The following is a 26175-nucleotide window of genomic DNA, read 5'->3' on the forward strand; positions in this document are numbered from 1 at the left end:
GCGTACTCAGTCTTTGACCGCTATCAAGCGTCGCTCCTAGCGTCGAAGCATGAGTGATCGGGAACTGAGCGGCAGGGTGGCACTGGTGACCGGCGGCACCGGCGGGATCGGCGCAACCATCGCCCGGGTGCTGTCCGAGGCCGGCGCGGCGGTGACGGTCGTCGGCCGCCGTGCCGAACTGGGTACGGCGGTGGCGGCGGAACTGGCCGACGGACTCTTCGTACCGGCCGACCTGAGCCGGCGGGAGAGCCACCATGAAGTGCTCCAGTCCACCGTCGACCGGTTCGGCGGGCTGGACATCCTGGTGAACAACGCCGCCGCGCACACGGCCGGGTTGACGCACGAGAGCACCGAGGAGGAGTTCGACCGGGTCGTCGGGCTCAACTACAAGGCGACGTACTTCCTCACCCAGGCCGCGCTGCCGCACCTGCTGAGCGGAGGTGGCGGTCGGATCGTCAACATCAGTTCCATCGGTACGACCCGGAGCTGGGCCGGCGCCTCGATCTACAACTCCTCGAAGGCGGCCCTGGACAACCTCACCCGCACCTGGGCGGTCGAGTACGGCCCGCAGGGGTTGCGGGTCAACGGTGTCAACCCGGGCATCGTGGCGGACGGGCCGATGTCGTACCCGGTGCAGGCCGCGTTCGACATCGAGGAGGACATCCTGCCGACGATCCCCGCCCGACGGCTCGCCACCGCAGCCGACGTGGCGGCGGCGACGCTCTTCCTGGCCGGCCCCGGCGCCGACTACCTCAGCGGCGTCACGATTGCGCTCGACGGCGGCCTGACGGCGTGACCCGGAGCCGCCCGGCGTGACCGGCTCGGGCTCGCTGTGCAGGTGGTGATGGCCCGTGTCGTGCGTGGGCCATCACCACGCTCGGGGTCCGGGTCACAATCGGCGGTGAACCCGCCAGGGGCCAGCTTCTACGGGGCAGGTGCCCGCGCGGACCGGTTGGTCCCAGTCGATGCGGTAGTCGTAGATCCACCGGCTCGGGTCTTCGCCCCTGCGGGCCATCCGCTTCAGCGCCGCCGCCATGATGAAATCCCGTGGGATGCGGGCCACGGGCCCGAGCCCCTTCCAGCCGCCCGTGCGGTTGCCCTGGGCGACGACCCGTTGCACCCGCTCGCGGCGAAGCCGTTCGTAGGCGGTGAAGGCGGAGCTGACGTCGGGGCTGTCACGCAGGCATTTGGCCAGGACGACGGTGTCCTCGATGGCCATCCCCGCGCCCTGACCGATCGAGGGAGCGGTGGCGTGGGCGGCGTCCCCGATGACGATCATCCGGTTGCGGTGCCACCGGGGCACCGTGGGGACGTCGTAGGTCTTCCAGGCGCTGAAAATCTTGTCGGAGGCCGCGATGAGGTCGGCAGCGGGGCCGTCGTCGTGCCGGAACAGTTCGAGCAGGTGGGCACGCCACTCCTGCGGGCTGATCGCGCTCAGCTCGGCGCGGGTGGGCTCGACCTTCCTCGCCGGGTTCGCCGCCCACCAGACCTCGCCGTCGGGATGGGTGAGGTGCATGAAGAAGGCGTACCTGCCGAAAATCGCGCACATCACGCCCGGCTCGGCGTCGGTGCGGACACCGTGTGCGTAACCGCCGGTGTTGAGCAGCCCGGAGTAGCGGACGCCGGGCGCATCTGGGTCGATGATCTCGCGGGTACGGGACCATAGCCCGTCCGCGCCGATCAGCAGGTCGCCTTCGGCCGTGCTGCCGTCGGCGAACCTCGCCAGCACCCGGTCGCCGTCGCTCTCGGCCTCGACGAGCCGCTTGCCGTACTCGATCCGCACGCCCAGTCGTTCGGCGTGCTCGCGGAGCAGCCGGTAGAGGTCGGCGCGCTTGACGGTTCTGCTGACGGTGCCGTCCGGCAGGGGCGCGCCGTACTGGAGTTCGCCGAGCTTCTTGCCTGAGCCGCTGGTAAGCGCCATCTTCGGCGTCTCGAAGCCGATCCTGCGGACGTCTATGTCGAGGGTCTGTAAGGCGTCGAGCGCGTTCACCGCGAGTGTCAGGAAGGCGCCCACGTTGTCGGCGTCGCGGTCGTAGGCCTCGTAGACGACCGATCCGATACCCGCCTTACGAAGCGCGATCGCGCTCAGCGTGCCCGCGATGCCGCCGCCCACGATCAGCGTTGTGTATGTCATACACTGACTATATGACATACACTCCTTGAGGCGGCAAGAGTGGAACGGCGAGGGTGGGGCAGAAGCGATGAAAGAAGAGCTGCCGGCAGGTCTCGGCGAGTTGTGGGCCCGACTCGACGAGCCCGAACCGGAGCCGCGAAACCGGCTGACCCTGTCCCGCGTCATCGGGGCGGCGGTGGAACTCGCCGACACCGACGGTCTCGACGCCGTTTCGATGGCCCGGGTCGCCGAGCGGCTGGGCTTCACCACGATGTCGCTCTATCGGCACGTCAAGAGTAAGAACGAGCTGCTGATGTTGATGCTGGACCGGGTTGCGGCCCTGCCCCGCACACTGGACGAACCCAGCGACGGGTGGCGCCCGGGGCTGGAGCGCTGGTGCCACGCGCAGTGGGAGATGCTGCACGCCCACCCCTGGATCGTGCACCTGCCGATCACCGGACCGCCGATCACGCCCAACCAGCTTGCCTGGACCGACCGCGCCCTGCACGCACTGCACGGCACCGGGCTCAGCGAAGCGGACAAGGCCGGGGTCGTGCTGCTGGTCGCCAGCCACATGCACACCATGGCGCGACTGAGCGCAGACCTTGGTTCGGCCGCCTCCGGCGAGTCGATCGCCGCCTACAGCGCGTTGCTCGGCGGGCTGGTCGACGGGCGGCGCTTCCCCGCGCTACGCGCCGCGATCGACGCCGGTGCCTACGACTACCCGACGGACACGCCGCAGGACGAGCGACGGCTGGACTACCAATTCGGGCTCGCCCGGATCCTGGACGGCGTAGCCGTGCTGATCCGCGCTACGGGTGAGTGAGCCGCGCCGTCATCCATGACCATCCGGGGCATCGGCGGGTCGTCGCTGGCGCCTCGTCTTTGCGGGTTGATTGGGTAACCCTCGCTGGACGGCCCACCAAACTATATGGGCGGTCCGGCGGCGGAGCGGGGTAGTCGGCGCGGAGACTGTCGAGCTGGGTGCACAGGCGGGGCACGGAAGCCGGGGTTGCCTGCGGCGTGACGCGGTTCGGGTCGCGGCGGGTGGGACCGGGTTTGGGCAGCGCGGGAGGGCGGGCGCACAAGCGGGGCAGCTCGACAGGCCCAGCGGCGGATATCCCCACCCCGCATCCGACCCGACGGCAGGAGTGATTTGCGACAGGGGTCGCCGGGCCTGGAGCGGCCTGCGGACCTCGCGGGCGACGAGGCCGCCGTGCTCGGGCGGGTTACGAATAGACGTCCTTGCGATGCCCGACCGCGTGATTGGTCAACTGGTCGTCGTCGAGGCGGTAAAGGACCCGGTAGTCGCCAACGCGCAGTCGGCGCCCGGAGTCATCACGCATCTCGGTCGAATTCTGTGGCGCGGGGTCGGAGACCAGGCCGAGGATCGCGCTCAGGACGGTCACGAAGACGTTGCGTGGCTGCCTGTGCAGCCAGACCAGCACGTCCCGGTCGATCTGAACCTTTACGTGGCCTCACCGCCGGCCCGCTCGGCCAGCAGTGCCTCCACCTCGCGAGGATCGACCCCGAGCGATTCCAGGGCCGCCGACAGAGGCACAAACTGACCCTCGGCACGAGAGCGAGCGATCGCCGCCGAGTCCCGGCGATCTCGGAACGCCTCGATCTCCTCCCACTCGTCGATCCCGATCAGGACGGCCACCGGCCGTTCGTATTTCGTGATGATGACCGGTTCCCCGGTGCGCTCGACTCCGTCCAGCACCCGACCCGCACCATCGCGGAACTCGCGCAGCGTAATCCTCGTCATGTACCGCACAGTACCATGCGGTACCGTTCGGCTGTCTGAATGACGTCGCAGCCCAGTCCTGCAGGTCAGGCCGCCCGGCGTACGTCGATGTCGCCGCTGACCGTACGCACCTCCAGGGTCAATTCGGGTCCGTCCACTCCGGACGGTGCGTTGGTCATGTCCAGCGCGTTGCGGGTGGTGCCGGAGACGGTGCTGAGGTCGAGCCAGACGCCGGTGCCGGTGCGTACGCCGACTCCCACGTCACCGGAGGCGGTGCCGATGCGTACCCGACCCTGCCGGGTCGTCCCGACGGAGACCGCCCCCGAGGCGGTCTTGATCTCGACTGCGTTGCCGGCGTCGGTGACCTGCACGTCTCCGGAGGCGAGCCGGGCCTGGAACGGACCGCCGACCTGGCGGGCGACGAGACCGCCGGAGGCGCCCTTGACTTCGAGCCGGCCGTCGACCTGGGACACCTCGATGTCACCGCTGGACGTCTCGACGTGCGCGTCCCCGGTGACGTACTCGATCTCGACGTCGCCGGAGGCGGTGCCGACGTTCAGTCCGGCGTACCGGCCCTGGCAGCGGACGTCGGCGGAGGCCACCTTGATCCGGCCGGAGCTGTCCAGTGGTACCCGGACCTGCACGCGTACCTTGCCGGAGCGGTGCCGGAACAGTCCTCGGTCCCGGTCGGGAACGATCACCGACAGGACGTCGCCGTCCAGGCCGACCTGGGTACGCGCCGCCTGCTCGCGGGACTCGGCGCTGCCGTCGTAGGGGCGTACGTCGACGGTGGCCGAGTCGCGCTCCTCGGCGACCATCTCGAACGCGCCGGCCGGGAGTTCGGCGACGACGGTGACCGGTGCGGTACGGGGAAATTCGAGCATGGCTCCTCCTGCTGTCGAAGGTGTCGGAATGGTGGTCAGGACTGGGCCCAGCCGCTGATCCGGCGGGGCCCTCGGCCGGTGCGGCCGGGCGGCGGCGGGGTGGCTCCCGGTACGGCGGCGGCGACCGCCCGGACCAGCCAGGCGTTCACCGAGACGCCCTCGGCGCCGGCGGCCCGCTCCACGGAGTCCTTCAGGCCCTCCGGCAGCCGGAGCGTGATCCGGGCGACGTCGCCGGACGGCTCGGTCGGCGGGGACGGGGGAGCGGGAGCCGGCTCGGCGGGCTGCTCGGGTGGGGCCTGGTGCACCACCAGATCGGCCTCGCGGGCGCGCAACCGGACCTCCACCGTCGGCCCGTCGAGCTTCGAGGTGATCTCTGCGGTCGCGTCGGCGAGCACTTCCAGCAGGCAGAGCCGGGCGGAGACGTCGAGCGAGCCGGCGAGCAGTTCGGCGGCCCGGCTGATCTCGGGACCGCCCGGTGCGGCGGCGGTGGCGAGGTCGCGCCGCAGCGCTGCCAGGTACGGAGCCAGATCCATGACGTCACTATGACATCACTACGACGTCATAACAAGCGGCAACCCGTCATCAAGTGACGTCAAAATGCCGTCAGGTGGCGGGGCATCGACGCCGGCAGGGGGTCGTCGGCGGACCACCCGGGGCGACTAGAGTCCGAGGAATGCCGGAGATGGTGGTCCCCCAGGTCAAGGTCATCGCGTGGACGCATTTCGAGGCGCCGGAGGACGTACCGTGGTCCACCGACGCGGACGGTGGCCAGGCCCTCGCGGAGTTCGCCGGCCGGGCCTGCTACCAGTCGTGGCGCAAGCCCAACCCGGCCACCGCGACCAACGCGGGCTATCTCACCCACATCCTGGAGAGCCAGCACCTCTCGGTGCTGGAGCACGGCACCGTGACCTTCTACTTCACCGGCGTCTCCCGCTCCTTCACCCACGAACTCGTCCGGCACCGGCACTTCTCCTACTCCCAGCTCTCCCAGCGCTACGTGCCCGAGCGCGAGGCCGCGATGGTGGAGCCCTCGGTGATCGCCGAGGACCCTGAGCTGCACAAGCGGTTCGAGGAGGCGGCCGAGGCGAGCCTGCGGGCCTACAACGACCTGCTGGAGGGGCTGGAGCGGCGCTTCGCCGACGTCGAGAACCCGACACTGCGTCGCAAGCAGGCCCGGCAGGCCGCCCGCGCGGTGCTGCCGAACGCCACCGAGACCCGGATCGTGGTGACCGGCAACTACCGCGCCTGGCGGCACTTCGTGGCGATGCGGGCCACCGAGGGTGCTGACGTCGAGATCCGCGAGCTGGCCGTCGAGTGCCTCCGGCAACTCCAGCACGTCGCGCCCAACGTCTTCGGCGACTTCACCATCAGCGCGCTACCGGACGGTACCGAGATCGCCACCAGCCCGTACGCCCAGTTGTCCTGAACCCTTCCCCGCCGGCCGGGCGGCAGCATTCCGATAGGTTGTTCGCATGACCCACCACCCTGCCAACGCCGACCGGGCGGCGCCCCGCCCGTTCGGCCGCCTGCTCACCGCGATGGTGACCCCGTTCACCCCGGACGGCTCGCTGGATCTGGACGGCGCGGCCCGTCTCGCGGCCTACCTGGTGGACGAGCAGGGCAACGACGCACTGGTCGTGAACGGGACCACCGGCGAGTCGCCGACCACCACCGACGGGGAAAAGGAACACCTGGTCCGCACCGTCGTGGAGACGGTCGGCGACCGGGCCCAGGTGGTCGCCGGGGTCGGCACCAACGACACCCGGCACACCATCGAGCTTGCCGGCGCCGCCGAGAAGGCCGGCGCGCACGGATTGCTCGTGGTCACCCCTTACTACAGCAAGCCGCCGCAGGCCGGGCTGATCCAGCACTTCACGGCGGTGGCCGACGCCACCGGACTGCCGGTGATGCTCTACGACATCCCGCACCGCAGCGGCGTCCCGATCGCCACCGAGACCCTGGTACGCCTCGCCGAGCACGACCGGATCGTCGCGGTCAAGGACGCCAAGGGCGACCTGATCGCCACCTCCTCGGTGACCAGCCGTACCGACCTCGCCTACTACTCCGGCGAGGACGCGTTGACGCTTCCCGCCCTCGCCATCGGCGGGGTCGGACTGGTCGGCACCTCCACGCACCTGACCGGGGCGCTGACAAAGCAACTGATCGAGGCGTACGACCGGGGTGCCACCGCCGAGGCGCTGGCCCTGCACCGGCGGCTGCTGCCACTGTTCACCGGCATCTTCCGTACCCAGGGCACCATCCTGGTCAAGGCGGCCCTCACCGCCCTCGGCCTGCCCGCCGGACCGGTACGTCCACCGCTGGTGGACGCCACCGCCGACGAGATCGCCCAGTTGCGGTCCGACTGCGCCGCCGCCGGTCTGGAGCTGCCGTGACAGCAGTCGAGGACACAGCGCGGGTGCGGGTCCAGGTGGGCGGACGGGAAGGCGGGGCGGCGGCATGAGTCAGCCGGGAATCGAGCTGGAGCTGCCTCCGGAGCTGCCCGAGGGTGGGCTCCGGATCGTGCCGCTGGGCGGGCTCGGCGCCATCGGGCGGAACATGACCGTCTTCGAGTACGCCGGCAAGCTGCTGATCGTCGACTGCGGGGTGCTCTTCCCCGACGTCGAGCAGCCCGGGGTCGACCTGATCCTGCCGGACTTCGCGCCGATCCTGGACCGGCTCGCCGACGTACAGGCGATCGTGCTCACGCACGGGCACGAGGACCACATCGGGGCGGTGCCCTATCTTCTCGCCCACAAACCGGACATCCCGCTGGTCGGTTCGCAGTTCACCCTCGCCCTGGTCGAGGCGAAGCTGGCCGAGCGGCGGATCGAGCCGTACACGCTGACGGTGCGGGAGGGCGGCCGGGAGCGGCTCGGCCCGTTCGAGTGCGAGTTCTTCGCGGTCAACCACTCGATCCCGGACGCGCTCGCGGTGGCGATCCGTACCCCGGCCGGGCTGGTACTGCACACCGGCGACTTCAAGATGGACCAGTTGCCGCTGGACGGCCGGATCACCGACCTGGCCGGCTTCGCCCGGCTCGGCGCCGAAGGCGTCGACCTGCTGCTCTCCGACTCGACCAACGCCGAGATCCCCGGCTTCGTCACGCCGGAGCGGGAGATCGGGCCGGTACTCGACGCGACCTTCGCCAAGGCGCGCGGCCGGATCATCGTCGCCTCCTTCGCCTCGCACGTGCATCGGGTGCAGCAGGTGCTGGACTCGGCCGCCGAGCACGACCGGAAGGTCGCCTTCATCGGCCGGTCGATGGTGCGCAACATGGGCATCGCCCGCGACCTCGGGCTGCTCCGGATCGAGCCCGGCCTCGTCGTCGGGCTGGACGAGGCGACCGCGCTGCCGCCGGACCAGATCGTGCTGATGTCGACCGGTTCGCAGGGCGAGCCGATGAGCGCGCTGGGCCGGATGGCCACCGGCGACCACCGGCACATCACGATCGCCCCCGGCGACACGGTGGTGCTGGCCAGCTCGCTGGTGCCGGGCAACGAGACCTCGGTCTACCGGGTGATCAACCGGCTCTCCCGGGCCGGCGCGACCGTGATCCACAAGGACGTCGCCAAGGTGCACGTATCCGGGCACGCCCCGGCCGGCGAACTGCTCTACCTGCTCAACGTGGTCCGGCCGAGCAACCTGATGCCGGTACACGGCGAGTGGCGGCACCTGCGCGCGCACGCCCGGCTCGGCATCGAGTCCGGGGTCGCCGCCGACCGGGTGGTGCTCTGCGAGGACGGCGACGTCGTGGACCTGGTCGAGGGGCACGCCCGGGTGGTCGGGCACGTCAAGAGCCGGTACGTCTACGTCGACGGCCTCGCCGTCGGCGACGTCGGCGAGTCGCTCCTCACCGAGCGGCGCATTCTCGGCGACGGCGGGTTCATCTCGGCCACCGTGGTGATCGACTCCGTCACCGGCAAGGTGGTCGGCGGCCCGGCCATCTCCGCCAAGGGCTTCTCGGACGACCCGGAGGCGTTCAACCCGGTGATCCCGCTGATCACCGAGGCGCTCGGCCGGGCGGCCACCGAGGGCATCACCGATCCGCACCAGTTGCAGCAGATCGTCCGCCGGACGGTCGGCCGTTGGGTGAACGACGCGTACCGGCGACGCCCGATGATCGTCCCGACGGTGGTCGAGGTCTGACCCCGCCTACCCCGTCCCCGTCCCCGTCCCCGTCCCCGTCTTCGGCCCCGGCCCTTCCGCGCCCGAGCGCGTGGAAGGGCCGTTCCGCGCGGTCGTCGGCGGCGCCCGGGGGACGCGTCCGGCGGTACCCGGGTGACGCGGACGTACCGCCGTTTCGGGTGATACGGACGCGAACCGCCTCCGGTTCAGCCGATCGGCTGTGAGATTGCCCATCACCGATTTGTTCATCGTTGGCCGGCTATCGCCCGTACCTCCCCGCGGGCTGCCCAATGGTGAAGGAGGCGATCGATGGATCGCGGACGCGCGACGCGAAGCCGGCGCGGCACGGTCGGTCGGTGGAGTACCGCACAGCGGCGGGGAATCGCGATCGGCGTGTCGGTGGCGACCGTCGCCGGTCTGGCGGCGGTCACCTGGCCGGCGCTGGCCGGAGAGGACCCGCCGGGATCGGAGCGTACGCCGGCCGGGCCGTCTCAGCAGATCGTCGACGCGTTGGCCCGGGACCTGTCGCTGACCCCGGCACAGGCACGCGCCCGGCTGGAAAGGGAGCAGTGGGCCCGTGGCACCACGCAACGGCTGCGTTCCGAACTCGGAGCCGGTTACGGCGGCACCTGGCTCGCCGCCGACGGCAACCAGTTGAACGTGGCGGTCACCGACCAGGCGGCTGCCGCCCGGGTACGCGCCGCCGGTGCCGAGCCGAAGCTGGTCAGCCGCAACGCGCGGCAGCTCGACACGGTCAAGGCGAGCCTCGACCGGATCGCCGACGAGGCCACCCCGGACGTCGCCGGCTGGTTCGTCGACGTGTCGAACAACCGCGTCGTGGTACGCGCCCAGCCCGGTAGCGAGGCGGCGGTGCAGCGGTTCGTCAGGTCCAGTGGTGCACCGGCGAACGCGGTCACGGTGGTCCCCTCGACGGAGGCGCCGGTGCCGCTGATCGACGTACGCGGCGGTGACCCGTACCTGATCGACGGCCGGGCCCGCTGCTCGATCGGCTTCTCCGTCGTCGGCGGGTTCGTCACCGCCGGCCACTGTGGAGCGGAGGGCGCCACCACCAGCAGCCCGGACGGGGTGGCCCAGGGTGTCGTCTCGGCCTCCTCGTTCCCCGGTGACGACTGGGGCGTGGTGGAGACCAACGACGAATGGGTCCCGCAGCCGGTGGTGAACGACTTCGACGGTGGCACGATCGCCGTCGCCGGTGGGCAGGAGGCGCCGGTCGGCAGCTCGATCTGCCGGTTCGGTTCGACCACCGGCGCCCGGTGCGGTGTCGTCGAGGCGCTCAACGCCACGGTCGTCTACCCGGAGGGTACGGTCACCGGGTTGACCCGGACGAACGTCTGCGCCGAGCCGGGCGACTCCGGTGGCTCGTGGATGTCCGGCGACCAGGCCCAGGGCGTCACCTCGGGTGGTTCCGGCGACTGCACGGTGGGTGGTACCACCTTCTTCCAGCCGCTGACCGAGATCCTCGACGTCAACCAGCTCACCCTGGTCACCACCGCGAACGCCCCGGGAGCGCCGCCGGCCGACCCGCCGGCCGCCACCGACCCGCCCGCGCCGACCGACCCACCGGCCGCCACCGAGCCGCCGGCCGCCACCGAGCCGCCCGCGACCGAGCCGCCCGCCGCGACCGAGCCGCCGGCCGCGAGCCCGCCGCCGGGTTCGGAGTGTGCCGAGCACAAGGCGCTGAAGACCGCCACTCTCGGCGCCGGCCGTCGGCAGGTGCAGCCCGCCGGACGGTACTTCCGGGCCGGGCACGGCCGGCAGAGCGGCTGCCTGGACGGCCCCGCCGGAGCCAACTTCGACCTGATCCTCCAGAAGTGGAGCCGGGGTGGCTGGCGGACCGTCGCCGTCTCCAACGGACCGACCGCCGACGAGCAGATCTCGTACAGCGGCAGCGCCGGGTTCTACCGCTACCGGGTCGAGTCCCGCCGTGGCGCCGGCGACTACACGCTCGGCTTCTCGGTGCGCTGAGCCGGCCGTGGGGTAGCCGACGGCACCCCGCGTGACGAGTCGAGGAACACCGGCCGGCGGGCTGAGTATCCGTACCCGGTCCGCCGGCCGCCCGGCTCGGTAGCCTTTGTCCCGGGAGGGCGGCAATGGGCTACCGGCTGTTGGTCACACTGGTTCTGACGCTGCACTTCGGCTTCCTGGCCTACCTGGTGCTCGGCGGGTTCCTCGCCTGGCGCTGGCCGAGGACGATCTGGCTGCACCTCTGTGCCGCCGCCTGGGGCGTGCTGGTGATCGCCGCCCGACTGACCTGCCCGCTGACCTACCTGGAGCACTGGGCCCGGCGGCGGGCCGGCGACCGAGGCGTCGGGCAGGGCTTCATCGACCGCTACATCGAGGGCGTGATCTACCCCGAGCGGTACGCCGTACTTGCCCAGGTGCTGGTCGCGGTGCTGGTGCTGGTCTCCTGGGCCGGCCTCGCCCTTCGGTTCAGGGCAGTGCGGCCACGGCAGCCGCGAAGGCGACTCCGGTGGCGAGGGTCGCGTTGACCAGTACGGCGAGTTGACCGGCGGCGACGCCGTGCTCCAGGTCCGTACTGACGTCGCCGGCCAGCACCAGCCCGCCCGCGCCGAGATCCTGCACGTACGCCTTCGGCAGCAGCCGGTCGTGGTTCCAGGCGTTGCAGAACTCGTACGCCTCGGCGAGCCGCTCCGCCGGCAGCCGGCGTTCGGCCGTCACCCGGGCGTGCAGGATCTCGCCCCGGTCGCCCAGCCGCTGGAACTGGATCAGTGCGCCGCCCCACCGGCCGCCGACGACGCCCGCCGGACCCAGCACGTGCGGGTCCGCCCGCTCTCGCAGCACCTCGACGATCGCCGCCACGGTCAGCGGCCCGACCACCTCGACCCGCTCCTCCCCGCCCCACGGCACCACCGTCCCGCCGTCGACCGCGGTCCCGTCGTCGCCCACCGCTGCGCCGTCGAGCGGGTTCCGGCCGTCGAGCGGCGGGACCGTCACCGCCGACTCGTTCGGTGTCGGCAACGCGTCCGCCGTCGGCGTCGACGACGCATCGGGCGTTGGCGACGCATCGAGCGTTGGCGAGGTGTCGGGGGTTGGCGAGGTGTCGGGCGTCGGCGTCGCGTCGGGCGTCGGCCACTCGTCCAGCGTCGGCGACGCGTCCGCCGTCGGCCAGTCGTCGGGCGGCGGGTCGGGGGGTAGCGGCACCGGTCCGGGTACCGGGCGCTCGGCGAGCCAGCCGGCGAGTCGGCCGGACTGGTGGCTGGTCCCGTTGCGGGCGTCGAAGCGACCGGCCAGATCCTCGGCGGTGGCCGTCAGTTCGGTGCCGAGCGCGGTGACGGTGAGGTCGGCGGCGTGCCGCTCGGCGTACCCGGGGCGGTGGATCGGCTGCCGGGCGAACCCGGCCGCACCGGCCAACCGGCAGAGCAGTGCCCCGGCGGCGGCGAACTCCAGCGCCGACGCCTCGTCGTACGGGCGGTCCAGTTCCGGCAGGTGCCGGGCGAGGATGTCCAGCCCGCGCCGGTGGTGACCGGCCAGCGCACAGAACCGCAGGTGGTCGGCGAGGAGCGGAAAGCCGGCCCGTTCCCGTCGGTGCCGGTGGTAGGCGCGGACGTGGGCGTCGCCGGCGTCGGCGTACCGCCCCAGCCGCAGGTACGCCAACTGGACGGCGCCGAGCGCCCGCTCGGGCTGGTCGGGGCAGCGGACCGTGCCGGCGAGTACCGGCGCGACGATCTCGATCGCCTCGGTCCAGCGCCCCCAGCCGGTGAGCAGTCTCGCCTGGTCGGCCGGCTCACAACCGGCGCAGCCGCCGTGCGCGTCCCGGGGCGCGTCCCGCCACCGGGCCAGCCACCGTCGGGCGGTCGACTCGGCACCGACGTGGTCGGCGATCCGGCACCGCAGCGCGTACGCCGGTCGCCGGCTGTGCCCGGCGGAGCCGAGCCGCCGCTCCAGGTCGTCCAGGGCGGCCCCGGCGCGGGCCAGCCCGATCCGGGAGGTGCCGCAGACGGCAGCCACCGCCTCGTGGTGGAAGCGGCGCAGCCGGTGCGCGTCGGCGGAGTCGACCGTCCCCGGTGCCTGGTCGGCGGCGCCGAGGCACCACTGCACCGGCGGGAGCATCCGCCACGGGTCGACCTGCTGGTGCACCTCGACCAGGGCCAGCCGGGCCGCGACGCCGAGCCGCAGGTCCCCGGCGGCGTCGGCGTACCCGACGAGCCGGTCCAGTTCCGCGACCTTGGCCGCGTCGTCCGGCCGGTCCCGGGCGTCGGCGAGTGCGGCGAGCAACTCGTCCGGGGTCACCCGGCCGCCCCGCTGGGCTGGGTCATCGACGGGATCTCCCTCTCGCGGGTCGAGCCGGCTGGCCGGGAGTGAGTTTACTCAGGGTCGCAGCTCCGCCACGGCGGCGCACATCTGTCGGCCGGTCGAGATGCCGCAGTCGAGCAACTGGTCGAGCTGCCGCACGGTGACCCCGCGCGCCAGGTCGGTGACCACCTCACCGCAGACCCGGGCACTTCCGTCGTCGTTGACGTGCACGAACGCCTTGGGCCAGAGCCGGTCCCGGTTCCAGGCGTTGCAGAACGCGTACAGCAGCGGTACGTCGTCGACGGAGAACCGGCTCGCCGCCATCGTCCGGACCTGGAGGATCGCGCCGGCCTCGCCGAGCCGGAGGAAGTAGACCAGGTTGCCGTCCCAACTGCCGACCAGGTCACCGTCCGGATCGGTGTAGCAGGTGTGGCCCCGGCCGCCGAGCACGTTGGCGAGCAGGTCGTGGGTCAGCGGTCGCAGGCGCTGCGGCCGGCCGCCGGACCGGTCCGCCGCGTCCACGAAGTCCGGTACGGGCATGCGGTTCCCTCCTGGACGGCTCCGGCTCGGCCCGGAACGGTTCGCCCGGAATGGTAGGACCGCTGCGGTCGGTACCCGGACGCCCGGGTGGCCGTCGGCGCGGGTCGCCGGGGGACGCCGGTGCGGCGCCCACCGGGTGTGATCCGTAAGGTCGCTGGTCAGACACGACCCGCAAAAGCGGGGAATCCTCAGCGCACGCCGCTAACGTGTGAACTTATGGCGGGCCGTGCCTCCTCTCAGGCGAACCGGCGCCGGAGCGGGGCGACCACCCGCACCGGCGGTACTCGGGCGGGCAACACCCGGGGACGACAGCCGGCCAAGGGCCGGGCTGCGGCCGTACGCCGGCCACCTCGGACCAGTCCGGCGGCGTTCGTCGGCCGGGCGATCGGGGCGACCTGGATGGGGCTGGCGCACAGCGTCGGCTGGGCCATGCGGGCGGCCGGGCGACAGGCGGCGACCGCCCGCGACCTCGACCCGGAACACCGCCGGGACGGCGCCGGCCTGCTCCTGCTCGGGCTGGCCATCCTCAGCGCCGTGGCGGTCTGGTTCTCCTCGGCCGGCCCGGTGGGCGGCCGACTCGCCGACACCATCCGGCTGTTCTTCGGCGCGATCTCCATCGTGCTGCCGGTGCTGCTGCTGATCGGTTCGGTCCGGCTGATGCGGGCGCCGGCCGAGCCGGAGCACCGGGGGCGGGGGCTGGTCGGCTGGACGGCGCTGATCGTCGGGACCGCCGCCCTGCTGCACATCGGGCAGCATCCGGCGAGCAACAGGGAGCGGGACTACGCCGGTGGCCTGATCGGGGCCGGTGTCGGCGGGCCGCTGGAGAGCGCGGTCAGTGCCTGGGTGGCCGTACCGGCGCTGGTGCTGCTGCTGCTGTTCGGGCTGCTGGTGGTGACCGCGACCCCGCTGAACAAGGTTCCGGAGCGGCTCGGTCTGCTGGCCGGTGCGGTGCTGGGCCGGCCGGAGTCCGACGAGGACGAGGAGGAGCCGGAGTCGGCGCGCGGCAGCGAGAACCGCCGGCCGGCACGTCGCCGTCCGATGCCCCGGCCGGAGCCGGTCGACGACGAGGCCGGGTACGAGATCGACACCCCGGCGCACGAGGATGTGCCGCTGCCACGTCGGCCGAAGGGGAAGGTACCGGCCGCCCGGAAGGCGCCGGAGCCGCCGGAGCACTCCCCGGCACCGACCCGGGCGGAGCAGTTGGCGATCACCGGGCTGGCCGGCGACTACACCCTGCCCCCGGCCAACCTGCTGCGTCCCGGCGGTGCGCCGAAGAGCCGCAGCCGGGCCAACGACGAGGTGATCGCCGCGCTGACCGGCGTCTTCGAGCAGTTCGACGTGGACGCGGCGGTCACCGGCTTCACCCGTGGCCCGACGGTCACGCGCTACGAGGTCGAGCTGGGCCACGGCGTCAAGGTGGAGCGGATCACCCAGCTCTCCCGCAACATCGCGTACGCGGTGAAGTCGCCGGACGTACGGATCCTGAGCCCGATCCCGGGCAAGAGCGCGGTCGGGGTGGAGATCCCGAACAGCGACCGGGAGGACGTGGCGCTCGGCGACGTGCTCCGCTCGCGGGCGGCGACCGGGGACCACCATCCGATGCTGGTGGCGCTCGGCAAGGACATCGAGGGCGGCTTCGTGGTCGCCAACCTCGCCAAGATGCCGCACATCCTGATCGCCGGGGCGACCGGTGCCGGCAAGTCGAGCTGCCTCAACAGCCTGCTCGTCTCCATCCTGGCCCGAGCAACCCCGGACGAGGTGCGGCTGCTGCTGATCGACCCGAAGCGGGTCGAGATGACCCACTACGAGGGGATTCCGCACCTGGTCACGCCGATCGTGACCAACCCGAAGAAGGCGGCGGACTCGCTGGACTGGGTGGTCCGCGAGATGGACATGCGCTACGACGACCTGGCCGCCGCCGGGGTACGGCACATCGACGACTACAACCGGAAGGTACGTGCCGGCCAGATCAAGCCGCCGCCCGGCAGCGAGCGGGAGATCCGGCCGTACCCGTACCTGCTGGTGATCGTGGACGAGTTGGCCGACCTGATGATGGTCGCGCCGCGCGACGTGGAGGACTCGGTCGTCCGGATCACCCAGCTCGCCCGGGCCGCCGGCATCCACCTGGTGCTGGCCACCCAGCGCCCGTCGGTCGACGTGGTGACCGGTCTGATCAAGGCGAACGTGCCGTCCCGGCTCGCCTTCGCCACCTCGTCGCTGGCCGACTCCCGGGTCATCCTGGACCAGCCGGGCGCGGAGAAGCTGATCGGCCGGGGCGACGGGCTGTTCCTGCCGATGGGCGCCTCCAAGCCGGTACGCATCCAGGGCGCCTGGGTCACCGAGGGCGAGATCGAGGACATCGTCAAGTTCTGCAAGAAGCAGCGGGAGCCGGAGTTCCGACCCGACGTGCTCACCCCGGCGCAGGACACCAAGAAGAAGGTCGACGAGGACATCGGCGACGACCTCGACCTGCTGGTGCAGGCGATCGAGCTGGTGGTCACCTCGCAGTTCGGCTCGACCTCGATGCTCCAGCGCAAGCTGCGGGTCGGGTTCGCCAAGGCCGGCCGGCTGATGGACCTGATGGAGACCCGGGGCATCGTCGGGCCGTCCGAGGGCTCGAAGGCCCGTGACGTGCTGGTCAAGCCGGACGAGCTGGAGGAGGCGCTGGCGGCGCTCCGCCCGGAGGACTGACCGGGGCGATTCGCCCTAGCCTGGGAGGGTGGCGAGTCTGGCGGACCTGGAGCCCGGCCGCGATGGCAGCCGCCGTGGCGGGGCGTCCCGGCCCTCCCGGTACCCTCGGATGGTGTCTGCCACATCCTCCTCCTCGACCGCCGGCCGCCGTGTCGCGCTGCTCACCCTCGGCTGTGCCCGTAACGAGGTCGACTCGGAGGAGTTGGCCGCCCGGCTGCACGCCGACGGCTGGCAGGTGACCACCGACGGCGAGGGCGCCGACGTGGTGCTGGTCAACACCTGCGGTTTCGTGGAGAAGGCCAAGCAGGACTCGATCCAGACGCTGCTGGCCGCCGCCGACACCGGCGCCAAGGTGGTGGCGGCCGGCTGCATGGCCGAACGGTACGGCCGGGAGCTGGCCGACGGCATGCCCGAGGCCGGCGCCGTGCTCAGCTTCGACGACTACCCCGACATCTCCGCCCGGCTGGACGAGGTGCTGGCCGGGAAGCAGATCGAGGCGCACGTCCCCCGGGACCGCCGCGAACTGCTGCCGTTGACCCCGGTGGCCCGGCGCGGCGGCGCGGTCGTGGTGCCGGGGCACGGCGACACGGCCCGCCCGGCCGGCGGCACCCTGCTGGCCGACGAGCACACCCCGGCGCACCTGCGCCCGGTGCTGCGGCACCGGCTGGACTCCGGCCCGGTCGCCTCGCTGAAACTGGCCAGCGGCTGTGACCGGCGCTGCGCCTTCTGCGCCATCCCGGCGTTCCGGGGCGCCTTCGTCTCGCGTACCCCGGACGAGCTGCTCGCCGAGGCGGAGTGGCTGGCCCGCTCCGGTGTCCGGGAGTTGGTGCTGGTCAGCGAGAACTCCACCTCGTACGGCAAGGATCTCGGCGACCCCCGGCTGCTGGAGAAGCTGCTGCCGCAGCTCGCCGCCGTCGACGGCATCGTCCGGGTGCGGGCCAGTTACCTCCAGCCGGCGGAGACCCGGCCGGGGCTGGTCGAGGTGATCGCCACCACACCGGGCGTCGCGCCCTACTTCGATCTCTCGTTCCAGCACTCCAGCGAGGCGGTACTGCGCCGGATGCGCCGGTTCGGCTCGACCGACCGGTTCCTCGAACTGCTCGCCTCGGTCCGGGAGTTCGCGCCCGACGCCGGGGCGCGGAGCAACGTCATCGTCGGTTTCCCCGGCGAGACCAAGGCGGACGTGCAGGAGTTGGAGCGGTTCCTCGGCGCTGCCCGGCTCGACGCGATCGGCGTCTTCGACTACAGCGACGAGGACGGCACCGAGGCGGCCACGCTGTCCGGCAAGGTGTCGTCGGCGACGGTCAAGCGGCGCTACGACCGGCTCTCCGCGCTCGCCGACGAGCTGTGCTCGCAGCGGGCGGAGGAGCGGCTCGGTTCCGTGGTCGAGGTGCTTGTCGACTCGGTGGACGACGGCGTGGTGGAGGGCCGGGCGGCCCACCAGGCGCCGGAGGTGGACGGCTCGACCACCCTGGTCGCCCCGGACGGCGGCGGGGTCGACCTGGCCGCGTTACGTCCCGGCGACCTGGTCCGGGCCGTTGTCACCGGGACCGAGGGCGTGGACCTGGTGGCCGTACCGGAGGAGATGGTTTCGGCGGCGCCGCGTGGGGCGGGGTGACCCGGGTGACTGTGACGGTCCTGCCGAGGGCCTGTCCGGGGTACGTCGGCGCCGTCGTGCTGACCTGGCCGACCCTGCGCGACGTCGGGACGCGGTCGTGACCGAGGCGGCGGATTCGGTACCGGCCGCAGCGGGTGTGCCGATGCCGGCCGGCGGGGGCGAGTCGGCGGCGACCGCCAAGCCGGGCACCGGGGTGGCGGCCGAGTCGACCCGGCCGGGGGCGGGCGACGACTCCGCGCCGTCCGGGCGGGTCGGTCCGGTCCCGGTGGTCAACGCGGCCAACGGGCTGACCGCGCTCCGGCTGGCGCTGGTACCCGTCTTCGTCGGGCTGGTGGTCAGCTCCGAGATGGTGCACTCCGGCTGGCGGGTGGCCGCCTGCCTGACCTTCGCGTTCGCCTCGATGACGGACCTGGTCGACGGGTGGATCGCCCGACGCTGGGCGCTGGTCACCTCGTTCGGCAAGGTGGCCGACCCGATCGCCGACAAGGCGCTGACCGGTACCGCCCTGGTTTTGTTGTCCTGGTATGACCGGATACCCTGGTGGATCACCGTACTCATCCTGGTTCGTGAGTTCGGCATCACCCTGATGCGGTTCTGGGTGATCAGGTACGGCGTCATCGCGGCCAGCCGGGGCGGCAAGGCCAAGACGGCGGTGCAGATCCTGGCCATCGTCTGGTACCTGTGGCCGGTGCCGGAGAGTGCGGCCGGTGTCGGGCCGTGGATCCTCGCCGTGGCCGTCGTGGTGACCGTGGTCACCGGGCTCGACTACGTGGTCCGGGCACTGCGGCTGCGGCGTCCGGCCCGCTGACCGGTCCGACCGGTCGGCGTCCGGCGCGTTGACCGGTCCCGACCGGGCCGCGCACCCCGCGACCGCCGCTCGACACGCCGGCACCCGGGCCCGACCGGGGACCGGGGGCGACCGTCGACATGCCGATGGCCAGGCTGGACCGGAACCCGGACACCGCCGGAGACCGGAGGAGGAGGACCGATGGACGATCCGGCACGGGCGGCCGACAGTGCGGCTGCGGCGGTCGTGCACGCGCTCGCCGACCGGGGTACCACGCTGGCGGTGGTGGAGTCGCTCACCGGTGGCCTGCTGGCTGCGGCGATCGTCGACATCGCCGGGGTCAGCAGCGTGTTCCGGGGCGGCCTGGTGACGTACGCGACCGAGTTGAAGTCGTCGCTGGCGGGGGTACCGGCCGACCTGCTCGCCGAGCGGGGTGCGGTCGACCCGGACGTGGCGGTCGCACTGGCCGAGGGCGGCCGGGCGCGCTGCGGCGCGGACTGGTGCCTGTCGACGACCGGGGTGGCCGGACCCGAGCCGCAGGACGGGAAGCCGGTCGGACTCGTCTTCGTGGCGGCGGCCGGACCGTCCGGCACCTCCGTACGGCGACTCCAGCTCAGCGGCAACCGGCTGCGGATCCGGATCGGGGCGGTCACCGGCGCCCTGCGGCTGCTCGCCGAGCGGCTGCACAGCGAGGCCGACGGCACCCCGGTCGGCGGTACCCGCTGATCCAGCCGGCCCGGTCGCGTCCGCCGGTAGGGGTGGGGTTTGGCGGCTCAGGGGCGTCCGGCGGCGTCCGAAGATCGGACCGAACGCGAAGATCGGACTGGCGGGCCGGGATGTCGTCGGCGGCGGTACCGGGTACGGTTGCGGGAAGGCTCGGGCAGTCGACGTCGCGGGTCACCGCCGAATCGTGTGGCGGGGTCGACGTGACGGCGCCGGTCCGACGTCCGGGAGGGTCTGAGCCCGCGACACGGGAGGTGCGATGGTCCTGCTACGCCGGGTGATCGGTGACGCGTTACGGGCGCGCCGGCAGGGGCAGCACCGGACCCTGCGCGAGGTTTCCTCCGCCGCCAACGTCAGCCTGGGCTACCTCTCCGAGATCGAGCGGGGCCAGAAGGAAGCGTCGAGCGAGCTGTTGGCGGCGATCTGTGACGCGCTCGGCGCCCGACTCTCCGAGCTGCTGCGGGACGTCAGCGACACCGTCGAGGTGGCCGAGGGGCTGCCCGGGGTGCTGGTGCCGGTCCAGGAGAGCCCGCTGTCGGGGCGGGACGGCGCGAAGCGCACCGAGTCCGCCGGACGGGCCGAGGAGTCCGGACGGGGCGTCTCCCGGCAGCCGGAACCGGCCCGCCAGGCAGCCACGACCGAACCGGCCCGCCAGCCTGTCGCCGCCGAACCGGTGCGCGGGGCCGAACCGGTGCACGCGGCCGAGCCCGTGCGGCAGTCCGGCAGCCCGGCCGAACCGGTCCGCCAGGCCGCCGCGGCCGAGCCGGCGCTGGCCGAGGCCACCGCCCAGTCGGGTCGGGTCGACGCGTCGCTGCACCGGCCCACCGTTGCCGACCGGGCACTGCGCAGCCTCGCCGAAAACGGCGTGCACCAGCTCGGTGCCGAGCCGGTACGGCAGATCACCGCCGACGGCACCGTCTCGGTGACGGTACGCCAGGAATCGGCGCTCAAGGCGACCCTGCGGACCACCCGCCGGATTCGTCCCACCGCCAGCCCCGAGCGCGACGTCGTCTGCGTCGGCTGACCGGGATCACCCGGTTCCCGCGCACCGGAAGGTGTGGCTCGCCGGGGGCGTACCGCGTTACGGTGGGCCCCTAGCGACGTATCCGGTGGATATCCCCCTCAGGTCGTATGCCGGGGTGGCGCGATCCTGGGACGATGGAGATCGTGTCGCGCGGGTGCCTTTCCGGACCGGCCGACACGGCCACCGGAGTGATGACACTGAGGGGATACCGGGACATGGCGAACCCGTTCGTCAAGAGCTGGCGCTACATGATGGCACTGTTCGGCGCCAAGATCGATGAGTACGCCGATCCCAAGGTGCAGATCCAGCAGGCCATCGAGGAGGCGCAGCGCCAGCACCAGGCGCTGGTCCAGCAGGCCGCCGCGGTGATCGGCAACCAGCGTCAGCTCGAGATGCGGCTGTCCCGGCAGATGTCCGAGGTCGAGCGCCTCCAGGGGATGGCCCGGCAGGCGCTGGTGCTCGCCGACCGGGCCCGGGCGGCCGGTGACGAGACCGAGGCCGGGAAGTACGAGCAGAGCGCGCAGACCGTCGCCACCCAGCTCGTCGCGGCCGAGCAGTCGACCGAGGATCTCAAGACCCTGCACGACCAGGCGATCGGTGCCGCCGCCCAGGCCCGCCGGGCGGTCGAGAACAACTCGATGATCCTCCAGCAGAAGCTCGCCGAGCGGGCCAAGCTGCTCAGCCAGCTCGAACAGGCCAAGATGCAGGAGAGCGTGGCCAAGTCGCTGGAGTCGATGTCCGCGCTCGCCGCCCCGGGCAACACCCCCTCGCTGGACGAGGTGCGGGACCGGATCGAGCGCCGCTACGCCAACGCGATGGGCCGGGCCGAGTTGGCCGGCAACTCGGTCGAGGGCCGGATGCTGGAGATCCAGAAGTCGACCCTCGACCTGGCCGGCGCGTCCCGGCTGGAGCAGATCCGGTCGAGCATGGCCGGCGAGAAGCTGGCCGGCGGTGCCGCCAACCCGGCGGTCGGGCCGGCGACTCCGGCAGCCGACCCGGCCGGGGTGGCCCGACTGGACGAGATCCGGGCCAGCCTGGGCCGGGACAAGCAGGCCGGCGGTGGCAGCAGCGCCGCCGGCTGAGCGGCCCGATCGACCGAACGCGGGGTGTGGCCGGCCGTGGCCGGCGACCATAGGGGGAGCGGCCTAGCCGGTGTGCACCGGCGGCCGTCCGGGGAGGAAGGCCGAGATGGTGGATCTGCGAGCCCGACACCTGCGCCGGCTGCGGAGCCTGCGCCGGTCGGTCCGTCGGTGGAGCGTGCTCGCGGGCGGGCTCGGCGGCGCGGCGGCGATCCTCACCCCGTACCAGGGGCTGGGGCTGCCGGACGCGGCCTGGACGGCGGCGGCCGGCGGTTCGGTGATGCTGGCGATCTGGCGGTGGGTGGACCTGCGGGCGCTGGCCGCGCAGCCGGTGCCGCCACCGCCGGAGCCGGTGAATCCGGAACAGGTCCGCGCCCGGCTGGTCGCCGCGGTCGAGCGGCTGCCCGCCGGCCGTCAGGCCCTGGCCGAGGTACGCCGGCAGCGCGCCCGGGTCGCCCTGCGCGGCTCGTCCGCCGCCGAACCGTGGGCCCGGCTGGACCGGGCTGCCATCACGATGGCCGGACTCGCCGGGCGGTTGACCGGTCCCGCCGGTCCGGCGGTGCTGGAGGCGGCGGTGGCGGAGCAGTCGCTGCGTGACCTCGCCGATCGGGTGGCCAGTGTGCACCGGGCGGTGCGGGTGGCACCGGCGGACACCCGGTCCGAGTTGGACGCCGCACACCGGCACCTGTCGGCACAGCTCGACGGTGGAGTGACGGCGTACGAGCGGCTGGTCGCGGCGGCGGCGGGCTTCGTGGCCGAGGAGGGTCGGGAGTACGACGACAACTCGTCGGTGACCCGGCTCACCGAGGCGACCGACCTGCTCCGGGGCGTGGCCGGAGGGCTGGCCGACCTGCGTTCCCGTACCGGCCCGACGCAGGCGATGTCCTGAGTCGGACCGTGGCCGTCAGGCCGGGGTACGCATCGAGACCGAGCGGCTGACCACGGACGTACCGGCGGCGTTGCCGGCCTGGATGCGGTAGTGGTAGACGGTGTCCGGCGCCAGGCCGTTGTCGGTGAACGAGCGGGCCACCCCCGGGATCGGGAAGGTGACCAGCCCGGTGCTGAAGCCGGGGCTGGTGGACCGGTGCAGGGTGAACCGGGCGACCACGCTGGTGAGCGCGACGGACCAGGTCACCACCAGGCTCGCGGTGCCCTGGCCGGCCACGCCGCCGGACGTCACGGCCAGCTCGGTCGGGGTGGCCGGCACCGCCGGGGTGACCACTGTGGAGACGTTCGACCAGGGTGACGAGGCGCCGAGATAGCAGGTACGGACCCGGTAGTAGTAGGTGGTGTCCGGGGTGACCCGGGGGTCCGGGCAGGTGCCGGTGACCGGCACGGTGCTGGTGACCAACCCGCTGGTGAAGGTCGGGTTGGTGGCCCGTTGCAGGTCGACGCTGGTGGCGAAGGACCGGTTGACCCAGCCCCGGTTGACCCGCAGCGGCGGCCCGCTGGCCACGGTGGCGACCAGCCCGGTCGGCGCCCGCAACTGCACCAGCGCGCTGCTGGTGTTCGAGTACGCCGAATGGGCGACGCTGTTCTCGGCCCGGACCCGGTAGTAGTAGGTGATCCCGGGGGTGACGGTCGAGTCGACGTACCGGTTCTCGGTGGCCGGGACGGCGAAGTGGCACAGCCCCCGGGTGAAGCCGACGTCGGTGGCCCGCTGCACCAGGCTGCCGGTGGCCGGCGGCTGGGCCGTACCGGTGTTGGCCGGGCGGCGGGCGTTGTTCGTCCAGGCGAGCACGACCGCCGGAAGCACCGTCGCCGAGCCGGGTTCCGGTCGGGCGGCCAGCCCGGTCGGTGCCGCCGGGGAGAACCGCAGCACCATCGGCCGGGCCATCTCGTGGTCGGCGTGGCCGAGCAACTGGCAGTGCCAGACGTACTCCCAACCGAAGTTGTAGGCCCGGTTGGTCACCATCGCCGGCTCACCGGTCTCCGGGTTGACCTGGGTGTACCCGTCCGACGTCCCGGTCGGTCGGCCGGGGTCGTGCAGCCGGACGCTGTCCGGAACGGTGAACGGCATCGGCTCGGGCAGGGTGGGCCGGACCGCCACCACCGTCGCCTCGAACGGGTTCATCCGGACGGTGTCCTTCCAGCCGACCTCGTTCGGCTCCGGCGGCTTGATCGCGCCGTCCCGGCCGACCCGGTTGACGAGCTGGACGTTGACGTGGTGGAAGTGGATGGCCTGGGTGTCCATCCCGTTGTGGGTGATCTTCCAGAGCTGGGTGTGATCGCCGGGGGAGCCGACCGGGGCGGCCGGATCGGAGGGGAGCAGCACCTCGGTCGGCGGGTCGATCCGGGTCAGCGGGATGGTGGTCTGGATCAGCGCGCTGGTCTTCGGCAGCTCGGTGCCGAGCAGGAAGTTCATCCGGCCGTACTCGGGGTCGAACTCGGCGACGATCGCCTTGGGGCGCAACGGCAGGGTCACCGGGTCGGTGCCGCCGTACGGGGTGAAGGTGAGCGAGGTGTCCTCGATCGGCACGTACGTGTTCCGGGGTGTGGCGGTGCCGAACGCGGCGTCGTACGCCTTCTGCGGCACGATCGGCGGGGGCTGGCTCTCCCCGTACGCCCGGGGAAGCGCGCCCCGGAGTCGCTCGGTGTCGAACGGCGGCGCCGGGGTGCCGACCACCTGGATCTGCATCAGCGTCCGGGTGTTCGGGCCGTAACCCGGGCGGGTGGTCGGCGGCCCGCCGGACGAGGTCCGGTCCGGGGCGCCGGTGTAGTGGTCGTTGCGCGGGTCGAAGCCGGGCATCGGTGCCGGACAGTCGTTGTAGAGGACCAGGTTCGAGCCGGGCGGCACGGAGGAGAAGTCGACGACCACGTCGGCGCGTTCGCCGGGGGCGAGCAGCAGGGCGTGCTCGGTGACGTTGAGCACCGTCACGTCCCGCCGGTTGTACTGGTAGTTGATCGGCTGGCTGGGCAGCACCGCCACCGCCGGCAGCAGGCCGCCCTCGGAGCCGACCTGGATCCAGTCCGGCCCGGCGGCGTTCGGGTCCGGCACCCCGCCGCACCGGCCGTCCGTCGGCCAGCTCGGCGGGAAGTCGGGGTTCGGCCGGGCAGCGACCATCGGCACCTCGCCGGAGTCGCCGTCCCGCAGCGTGCCGTCCGGCTGCCACATCGGCGCGTCCGAAGCCGCGTAGTAGAGCTGGAGGTTCAGGCTGCGGTCGTTGCAGGCGTTCAGGATCCGGAACCGGTACGCCGCCGGCCGCAGCCGCAGGTAGGGGTAGGCGGCCCCGTTGACCAGCGGGGTGTCCAGGAAGGCGTCCGGCACCGCCGACGGGGTGGGGGTGCCCGGCTGGACCGGCGGCTCCCACGGCCGCGCCACCGGATCGTAATACGGGTTCGGCGCCGCGCCGGAGGTGATCCCGGTGAACGGCGGCCAGAACCAGGGACCGTAGTCCCACCGCCCCATCGGATTCGTCCCGGACTCGTTGTACGGGTTCTGGTTCGGCATGTAGACGTGCGGGAACCAGAGACTGCCCAGCCCGCCCCAGGCCGCCACGTCCCAGCTCGGGTCCTGGGCGGCGAGCTGGGTGTCGTCGGGTACGAAGGTCCGGTCCTGGAGCACCAGGACGATCTCCTCGGCCGGCAGTACGCCGTCGTCGACCAGTTGCCGCTGCACCGGATCGTCCAGCCGGTAGAGGCCGATCTGTCCGGAGTAGACGGTGAGCCGGGCGATCCCCTCCGCCTGGTCGTGCAGCCACAGCAGCCGGCCGCTCTGCTGGTTCGGATAGTAGGCGGTGGTCGCCCCGGCGCCGGGTTCGGGCATGTCCGGCACGCTGGCGTGGCCGGCGCCGCGCGGGTACGACGTCGGCTCGCCGGCCGGCGTCGTCCACTGCGCCGGGCCGCCGTTGCTGATCCACGGGGTACGCCCACCGTGCAGATGCACGGCGGAACGGTTCTGCGGATAGCGTTCGGTGCCGCCGAGCGGGCCGGTACCGGCGCCCCGCAGCGTCGGGTCGACCGGCAGGAACAGCGCCCCCGCCTCGCCGACCGGCAACCGGTTGACGTACTTGACCCGGACCGGCCGGTCCCGCTGAGCCAGGATCAGCGGCCCGAGCAGGTACGGCCGGGGCGGCGGGGACACCGTGTTGTGCCCGGTCGGGTCGGTACCGTTGTTGAGCTGCCGGTAGCCGCGCAGCCGGGTCGGCGGCAGGTCGGGGTGCAGTTGCTGGTGGTACTCCTGCACGCCGATCTCGTAGTAGTCGCAGCCCGGATAGCTGGTGGTGTCCGGCACCGCGATCGGGATCAGGTTGCCGAGTTCGTTGGGGGTGTCGCCGGCCCGAGGCAGTGAGGTGACGAACTTCCGGATCCCGGTGCCCGGCGTCACCCGCCCGTCGCCGTCGCAGACCGGCAGCGGACTGTGGGCGAAGTTGGGTACGAATCCGAAGTAGTCCGGTGGGGCGGTCGGATCCAGGGTGGCCGCCACCGGTACCGGATCGGCACTGGTCCGGGCGGCCGGCACCACCGCTCCCGGTGCCTGGCCGGTGTCGGTCTCCCCGCTGGTCCCGTGCTGTCGTCTGGCCTGCTCCGCCCGGGCCGCCCGGCTCGCCGCGAACCTCTTGAACATGA

21 protein-coding genes and 1 pseudogene are annotated in these 26175 nt (G+C 72.5%); 14 read left to right on the forward strand and 8 right to left on the reverse strand.

The genetic code is table 11. From position 1 onward, the window contains the following. Window positions 1-49: 49 nt before the first annotated feature. Window positions 50-796, forward strand: a complete 747-nt coding sequence (locus Pen02_RS08005; protein WP_203865298.1) for an SDR family NAD(P)-dependent oxidoreductase — start codon at window positions 50-52, stop codon at window positions 794-796. A 93-nt stretch (window positions 797-889) separates the two neighbouring features. On the opposite strand, the gene Pen02_RS08010 is transcribed toward Pen02_RS08005, so the two are convergent. After that, a complete protein-coding gene (locus tag Pen02_RS08010; RefSeq protein ID WP_203865299.1) occupies window positions 890-2134 on the reverse strand; it encodes an FAD-dependent monooxygenase in 1245 nt (414 codons plus the stop codon). A gap of 67 nt (window positions 2135-2201) precedes the next feature. Between Pen02_RS08010 and Pen02_RS08015 the strand changes: the two genes are divergently transcribed. After that, a complete protein-coding gene (locus Pen02_RS08015) occupies window positions 2202-2939 on the forward strand; it encodes a TetR/AcrR family transcriptional regulator (RefSeq protein WP_203865300.1) in 738 nt (245 codons plus the stop codon). A 403-nt stretch (window positions 2940-3342) separates the two neighbouring features. On the opposite strand, the gene Pen02_RS08020 is transcribed toward Pen02_RS08015, so the two are convergent. The 4 genes from Pen02_RS08020 to Pen02_RS08035 form a co-directional block, all read right to left on the reverse strand. After that, window positions 3343-3561, reverse strand: a complete 219-nt coding sequence (locus tag Pen02_RS08020) for a type II toxin-antitoxin system RelE family toxin (RefSeq protein WP_239140246.1) — start codon at window positions 3559-3561, stop codon at window positions 3343-3345. Window positions 3562-3581: 20 nt separating this feature from the next. Then, window positions 3582-3881, reverse strand: coding sequence for a type II toxin-antitoxin system Phd/YefM family antitoxin (locus Pen02_RS08025; RefSeq protein WP_203865483.1), 300 nt, complete (start codon window positions 3879-3881; stop codon window positions 3582-3584). 65 nt (window positions 3882-3946) lie between these two features. Next, window positions 3947-4744 carry a DUF4097 family beta strand repeat-containing protein gene (locus Pen02_RS08030; RefSeq protein ID WP_203865301.1) on the reverse strand — a complete coding sequence of 266 codons (798 nt, stop codon included), beginning with the start codon at window positions 4742-4744 and terminating at the stop codon, window positions 3947-3949. A 35-nt stretch (window positions 4745-4779) separates the two neighbouring features. After that, window positions 4780-5277 (reverse strand): hypothetical protein, encoded by a 498-nt coding sequence (locus Pen02_RS08035; protein ID WP_203865302.1) that lies wholly within the window; start codon window positions 5275-5277, stop codon window positions 4780-4782. Window positions 5278-5426: 149 nt separating this feature from the next. Between Pen02_RS08035 and thyX the strand changes: the two genes are divergently transcribed. The 5 genes from thyX (at window position 5427) to Pen02_RS08060 (ending at window position 11379) form a co-directional block, all read left to right on the forward strand. Further along, window positions 5427-6170 carry an FAD-dependent thymidylate synthase gene (thyX, locus tag Pen02_RS08040; protein ID WP_203865484.1) on the forward strand — a complete coding sequence of 248 codons (744 nt, stop codon included), beginning with the start codon at window positions 5427-5429 and terminating at the stop codon, window positions 6168-6170. A gap of 46 nt (window positions 6171-6216) precedes the next feature. Beyond that, on the forward strand, window positions 6217-7137 hold the full coding sequence (gene dapA, locus Pen02_RS08045) for a 4-hydroxy-tetrahydrodipicolinate synthase (RefSeq protein ID WP_203865303.1): 921 nt from the start codon (window positions 6217-6219) through the stop codon (window positions 7135-7137). Window positions 7138-7201: 64 nt separating this feature from the next. Beyond that, a complete protein-coding gene (locus tag Pen02_RS08050; RefSeq protein ID WP_203865304.1) occupies window positions 7202-8890 on the forward strand; it encodes a ribonuclease J in 1689 nt (562 codons plus the stop codon). A gap of 288 nt (window positions 8891-9178) precedes the next feature. Continuing rightward, window positions 9179-10855, forward strand: a complete 1677-nt coding sequence (locus tag Pen02_RS08055) for a S1 family peptidase (protein WP_203865305.1) — start codon at window positions 9179-9181, stop codon at window positions 10853-10855. Between the two features lie 125 nt (window positions 10856-10980). After that, the gene (locus tag Pen02_RS08060) at window positions 10981-11379 is read left to right on the forward strand and encodes a DUF2784 domain-containing protein (RefSeq protein WP_203865306.1); all 399 of its coding nucleotides are present in this window, start codon (window positions 10981-10983) and stop codon (window positions 11377-11379) included. Here Pen02_RS08060 and Pen02_RS42780 read toward each other — a convergent pair. Continuing rightward, complete coding sequence (locus Pen02_RS42780; protein WP_307837702.1) at window positions 11321-13141, reverse strand: type III secretion system chaperone family protein; 1821 nt, start codon at window positions 13139-13141, stop codon at window positions 11321-11323. The two genes, Pen02_RS08060 and Pen02_RS42780, sit on opposite strands and share 59 nt — an antisense overlap. 78 nt (window positions 13142-13219) lie before the next feature. Continuing rightward, the gene (locus tag Pen02_RS08070; protein WP_203865307.1) at window positions 13220-13684 is read right to left on the reverse strand and encodes a type III secretion system chaperone family protein; all 465 of its coding nucleotides are present in this window, start codon (window positions 13682-13684) and stop codon (window positions 13220-13222) included. Between the two features lie 216 nt (window positions 13685-13900). Here Pen02_RS08070 and Pen02_RS08075 point away from each other — a divergent pair, with 216 nt between their 5' ends. From Pen02_RS08075 to pspM, 7 genes and pseudogenes are all read left to right on the forward strand, one after another. Next, window positions 13901-16375 carry a DNA translocase FtsK gene (locus Pen02_RS08075; protein WP_203865308.1) on the forward strand — a complete coding sequence of 825 codons (2475 nt, stop codon included), beginning with the start codon at window positions 13901-13903 and terminating at the stop codon, window positions 16373-16375. A gap of 109 nt (window positions 16376-16484) precedes the next feature. Then, window positions 16485-17993 (forward strand): 30S ribosomal protein S12 methylthiotransferase RimO, encoded by a 1509-nt coding sequence (gene rimO, locus Pen02_RS08080; RefSeq protein WP_203865309.1) that lies wholly within the window; start codon window positions 16485-16487, stop codon window positions 17991-17993. A gap of 97 nt (window positions 17994-18090) precedes the next feature. Continuing rightward, window positions 18091-18801 carry a CDP-diacylglycerol--glycerol-3-phosphate 3-phosphatidyltransferase gene (gene pgsA, locus Pen02_RS08085; RefSeq protein ID WP_239140248.1) on the forward strand — a complete coding sequence of 237 codons (711 nt, stop codon included), beginning with the start codon at window positions 18091-18093 and terminating at the stop codon, window positions 18799-18801. A gap of 180 nt (window positions 18802-18981) precedes the next feature. Then, a complete protein-coding gene (locus Pen02_RS08090) occupies window positions 18982-19506 on the forward strand; it encodes a CinA family protein (protein WP_203865310.1) in 525 nt (174 codons plus the stop codon). A gap of 256 nt (window positions 19507-19762) precedes the next feature. Next, window positions 19763-20036, forward strand: a pseudogene (locus tag Pen02_RS08095) (helix-turn-helix domain-containing protein); the annotation flags it as partial. Between the two features lie 706 nt (window positions 20037-20742). Next, the gene (locus Pen02_RS08105; RefSeq protein ID WP_203865311.1) at window positions 20743-21609 is read left to right on the forward strand and encodes a PspA/IM30 family protein; all 867 of its coding nucleotides are present in this window, start codon (window positions 20743-20745) and stop codon (window positions 21607-21609) included. 106 nt (window positions 21610-21715) lie between these two features. Next, window positions 21716-22495 (forward strand): phage shock envelope stress response protein PspM, encoded by a 780-nt coding sequence (gene pspM, locus Pen02_RS08110; RefSeq protein WP_203865312.1) that lies wholly within the window; start codon window positions 21716-21718, stop codon window positions 22493-22495. Window positions 22496-22510: 15 nt separating this feature from the next. On the opposite strand, the gene Pen02_RS08115 is transcribed toward pspM, so the two are convergent. Continuing rightward, window positions 22511-26173, reverse strand: coding sequence for a multicopper oxidase domain-containing protein (locus Pen02_RS08115; protein ID WP_203865313.1), 3663 nt, complete (start codon window positions 26171-26173; stop codon window positions 22511-22513). Between the last annotated feature and the right edge of the window lie 2 nt (window positions 26174-26175).

This window comes from Plantactinospora endophytica, from assembly GCF_016862915.1.
Classification (GTDB): domain Bacteria; phylum Actinomycetota; class Actinomycetes; order Mycobacteriales; family Micromonosporaceae; genus Plantactinospora; species Plantactinospora endophytica.

What these genes read in the sequence shown, in the direction of transcription:
- Pen02_RS08005 (WP_203865298.1), top strand. Translation starts at nt 50, where the DNA reads ATGAGTGATCGGGAACTGAGCGGCAGGGTGGCACTGGTGACCGGCGGC.
- Pen02_RS08010 (WP_203865299.1), bottom strand. Translation starts at nt 2,134, where the DNA reads ATGACATACACAACGCTGATCGTGGGCGGCGGCATCGCGGGCACGCTG.
- Pen02_RS08015 (WP_203865300.1), top strand. Translation starts at nt 2,202, where the DNA reads ATGAAAGAAGAGCTGCCGGCAGGTCTCGGCGAGTTGTGGGCCCGACTC.
- Pen02_RS08025 (WP_203865483.1), bottom strand. Translation starts at nt 3,881, where the DNA reads ATGACGAGGATTACGCTGCGCGAGTTCCGCGATGGTGCGGGTCGGGTG.
- Pen02_RS08030 (WP_203865301.1), bottom strand. Translation starts at nt 4,744, where the DNA reads ATGCTCGAATTTCCCCGTACCGCACCGGTCACCGTCGTCGCCGAACTC.
- Pen02_RS08035 (WP_203865302.1), bottom strand. Translation starts at nt 5,277, where the DNA reads ATGGATCTGGCTCCGTACCTGGCAGCGCTGCGGCGCGACCTCGCCACC.
- thyX (WP_203865484.1), top strand. Translation starts at nt 5,427, where the DNA reads ATGGTGGTCCCCCAGGTCAAGGTCATCGCGTGGACGCATTTCGAGGCG.
- dapA (WP_203865303.1), top strand. Translation starts at nt 6,217, where the DNA reads ATGACCCACCACCCTGCCAACGCCGACCGGGCGGCGCCCCGCCCGTTC.
- Pen02_RS08050 (WP_203865304.1), top strand. Translation starts at nt 7,202, where the DNA reads ATGAGTCAGCCGGGAATCGAGCTGGAGCTGCCTCCGGAGCTGCCCGAG.
- Pen02_RS08055 (WP_203865305.1), top strand. Translation starts at nt 9,179, where the DNA reads ATGGATCGCGGACGCGCGACGCGAAGCCGGCGCGGCACGGTCGGTCGG.
- Pen02_RS08060 (WP_203865306.1), top strand. Translation starts at nt 10,981, where the DNA reads ATGGGCTACCGGCTGTTGGTCACACTGGTTCTGACGCTGCACTTCGGC.
- Pen02_RS08070 (WP_203865307.1), bottom strand. Translation starts at nt 13,684, where the DNA reads ATGCCCGTACCGGACTTCGTGGACGCGGCGGACCGGTCCGGCGGCCGG.
- Pen02_RS08075 (WP_203865308.1), top strand. Translation starts at nt 13,901, where the DNA reads ATGGCGGGCCGTGCCTCCTCTCAGGCGAACCGGCGCCGGAGCGGGGCG.
- rimO (WP_203865309.1), top strand. Translation starts at nt 16,485, where the DNA reads ATGGTGTCTGCCACATCCTCCTCCTCGACCGCCGGCCGCCGTGTCGCG.
- Pen02_RS08090 (WP_203865310.1), top strand. Translation starts at nt 18,982, where the DNA reads ATGGACGATCCGGCACGGGCGGCCGACAGTGCGGCTGCGGCGGTCGTG.
- Pen02_RS08105 (WP_203865311.1), top strand. Translation starts at nt 20,743, where the DNA reads ATGGCGAACCCGTTCGTCAAGAGCTGGCGCTACATGATGGCACTGTTC.
- pspM (WP_203865312.1), top strand. Translation starts at nt 21,716, where the DNA reads ATGGTGGATCTGCGAGCCCGACACCTGCGCCGGCTGCGGAGCCTGCGC.
- Pen02_RS08115 (WP_203865313.1), bottom strand. Translation starts at nt 26,173, where the DNA reads ATGTTCAAGAGGTTCGCGGCGAGCCGGGCGGCCCGGGCGGAGCAGGCC.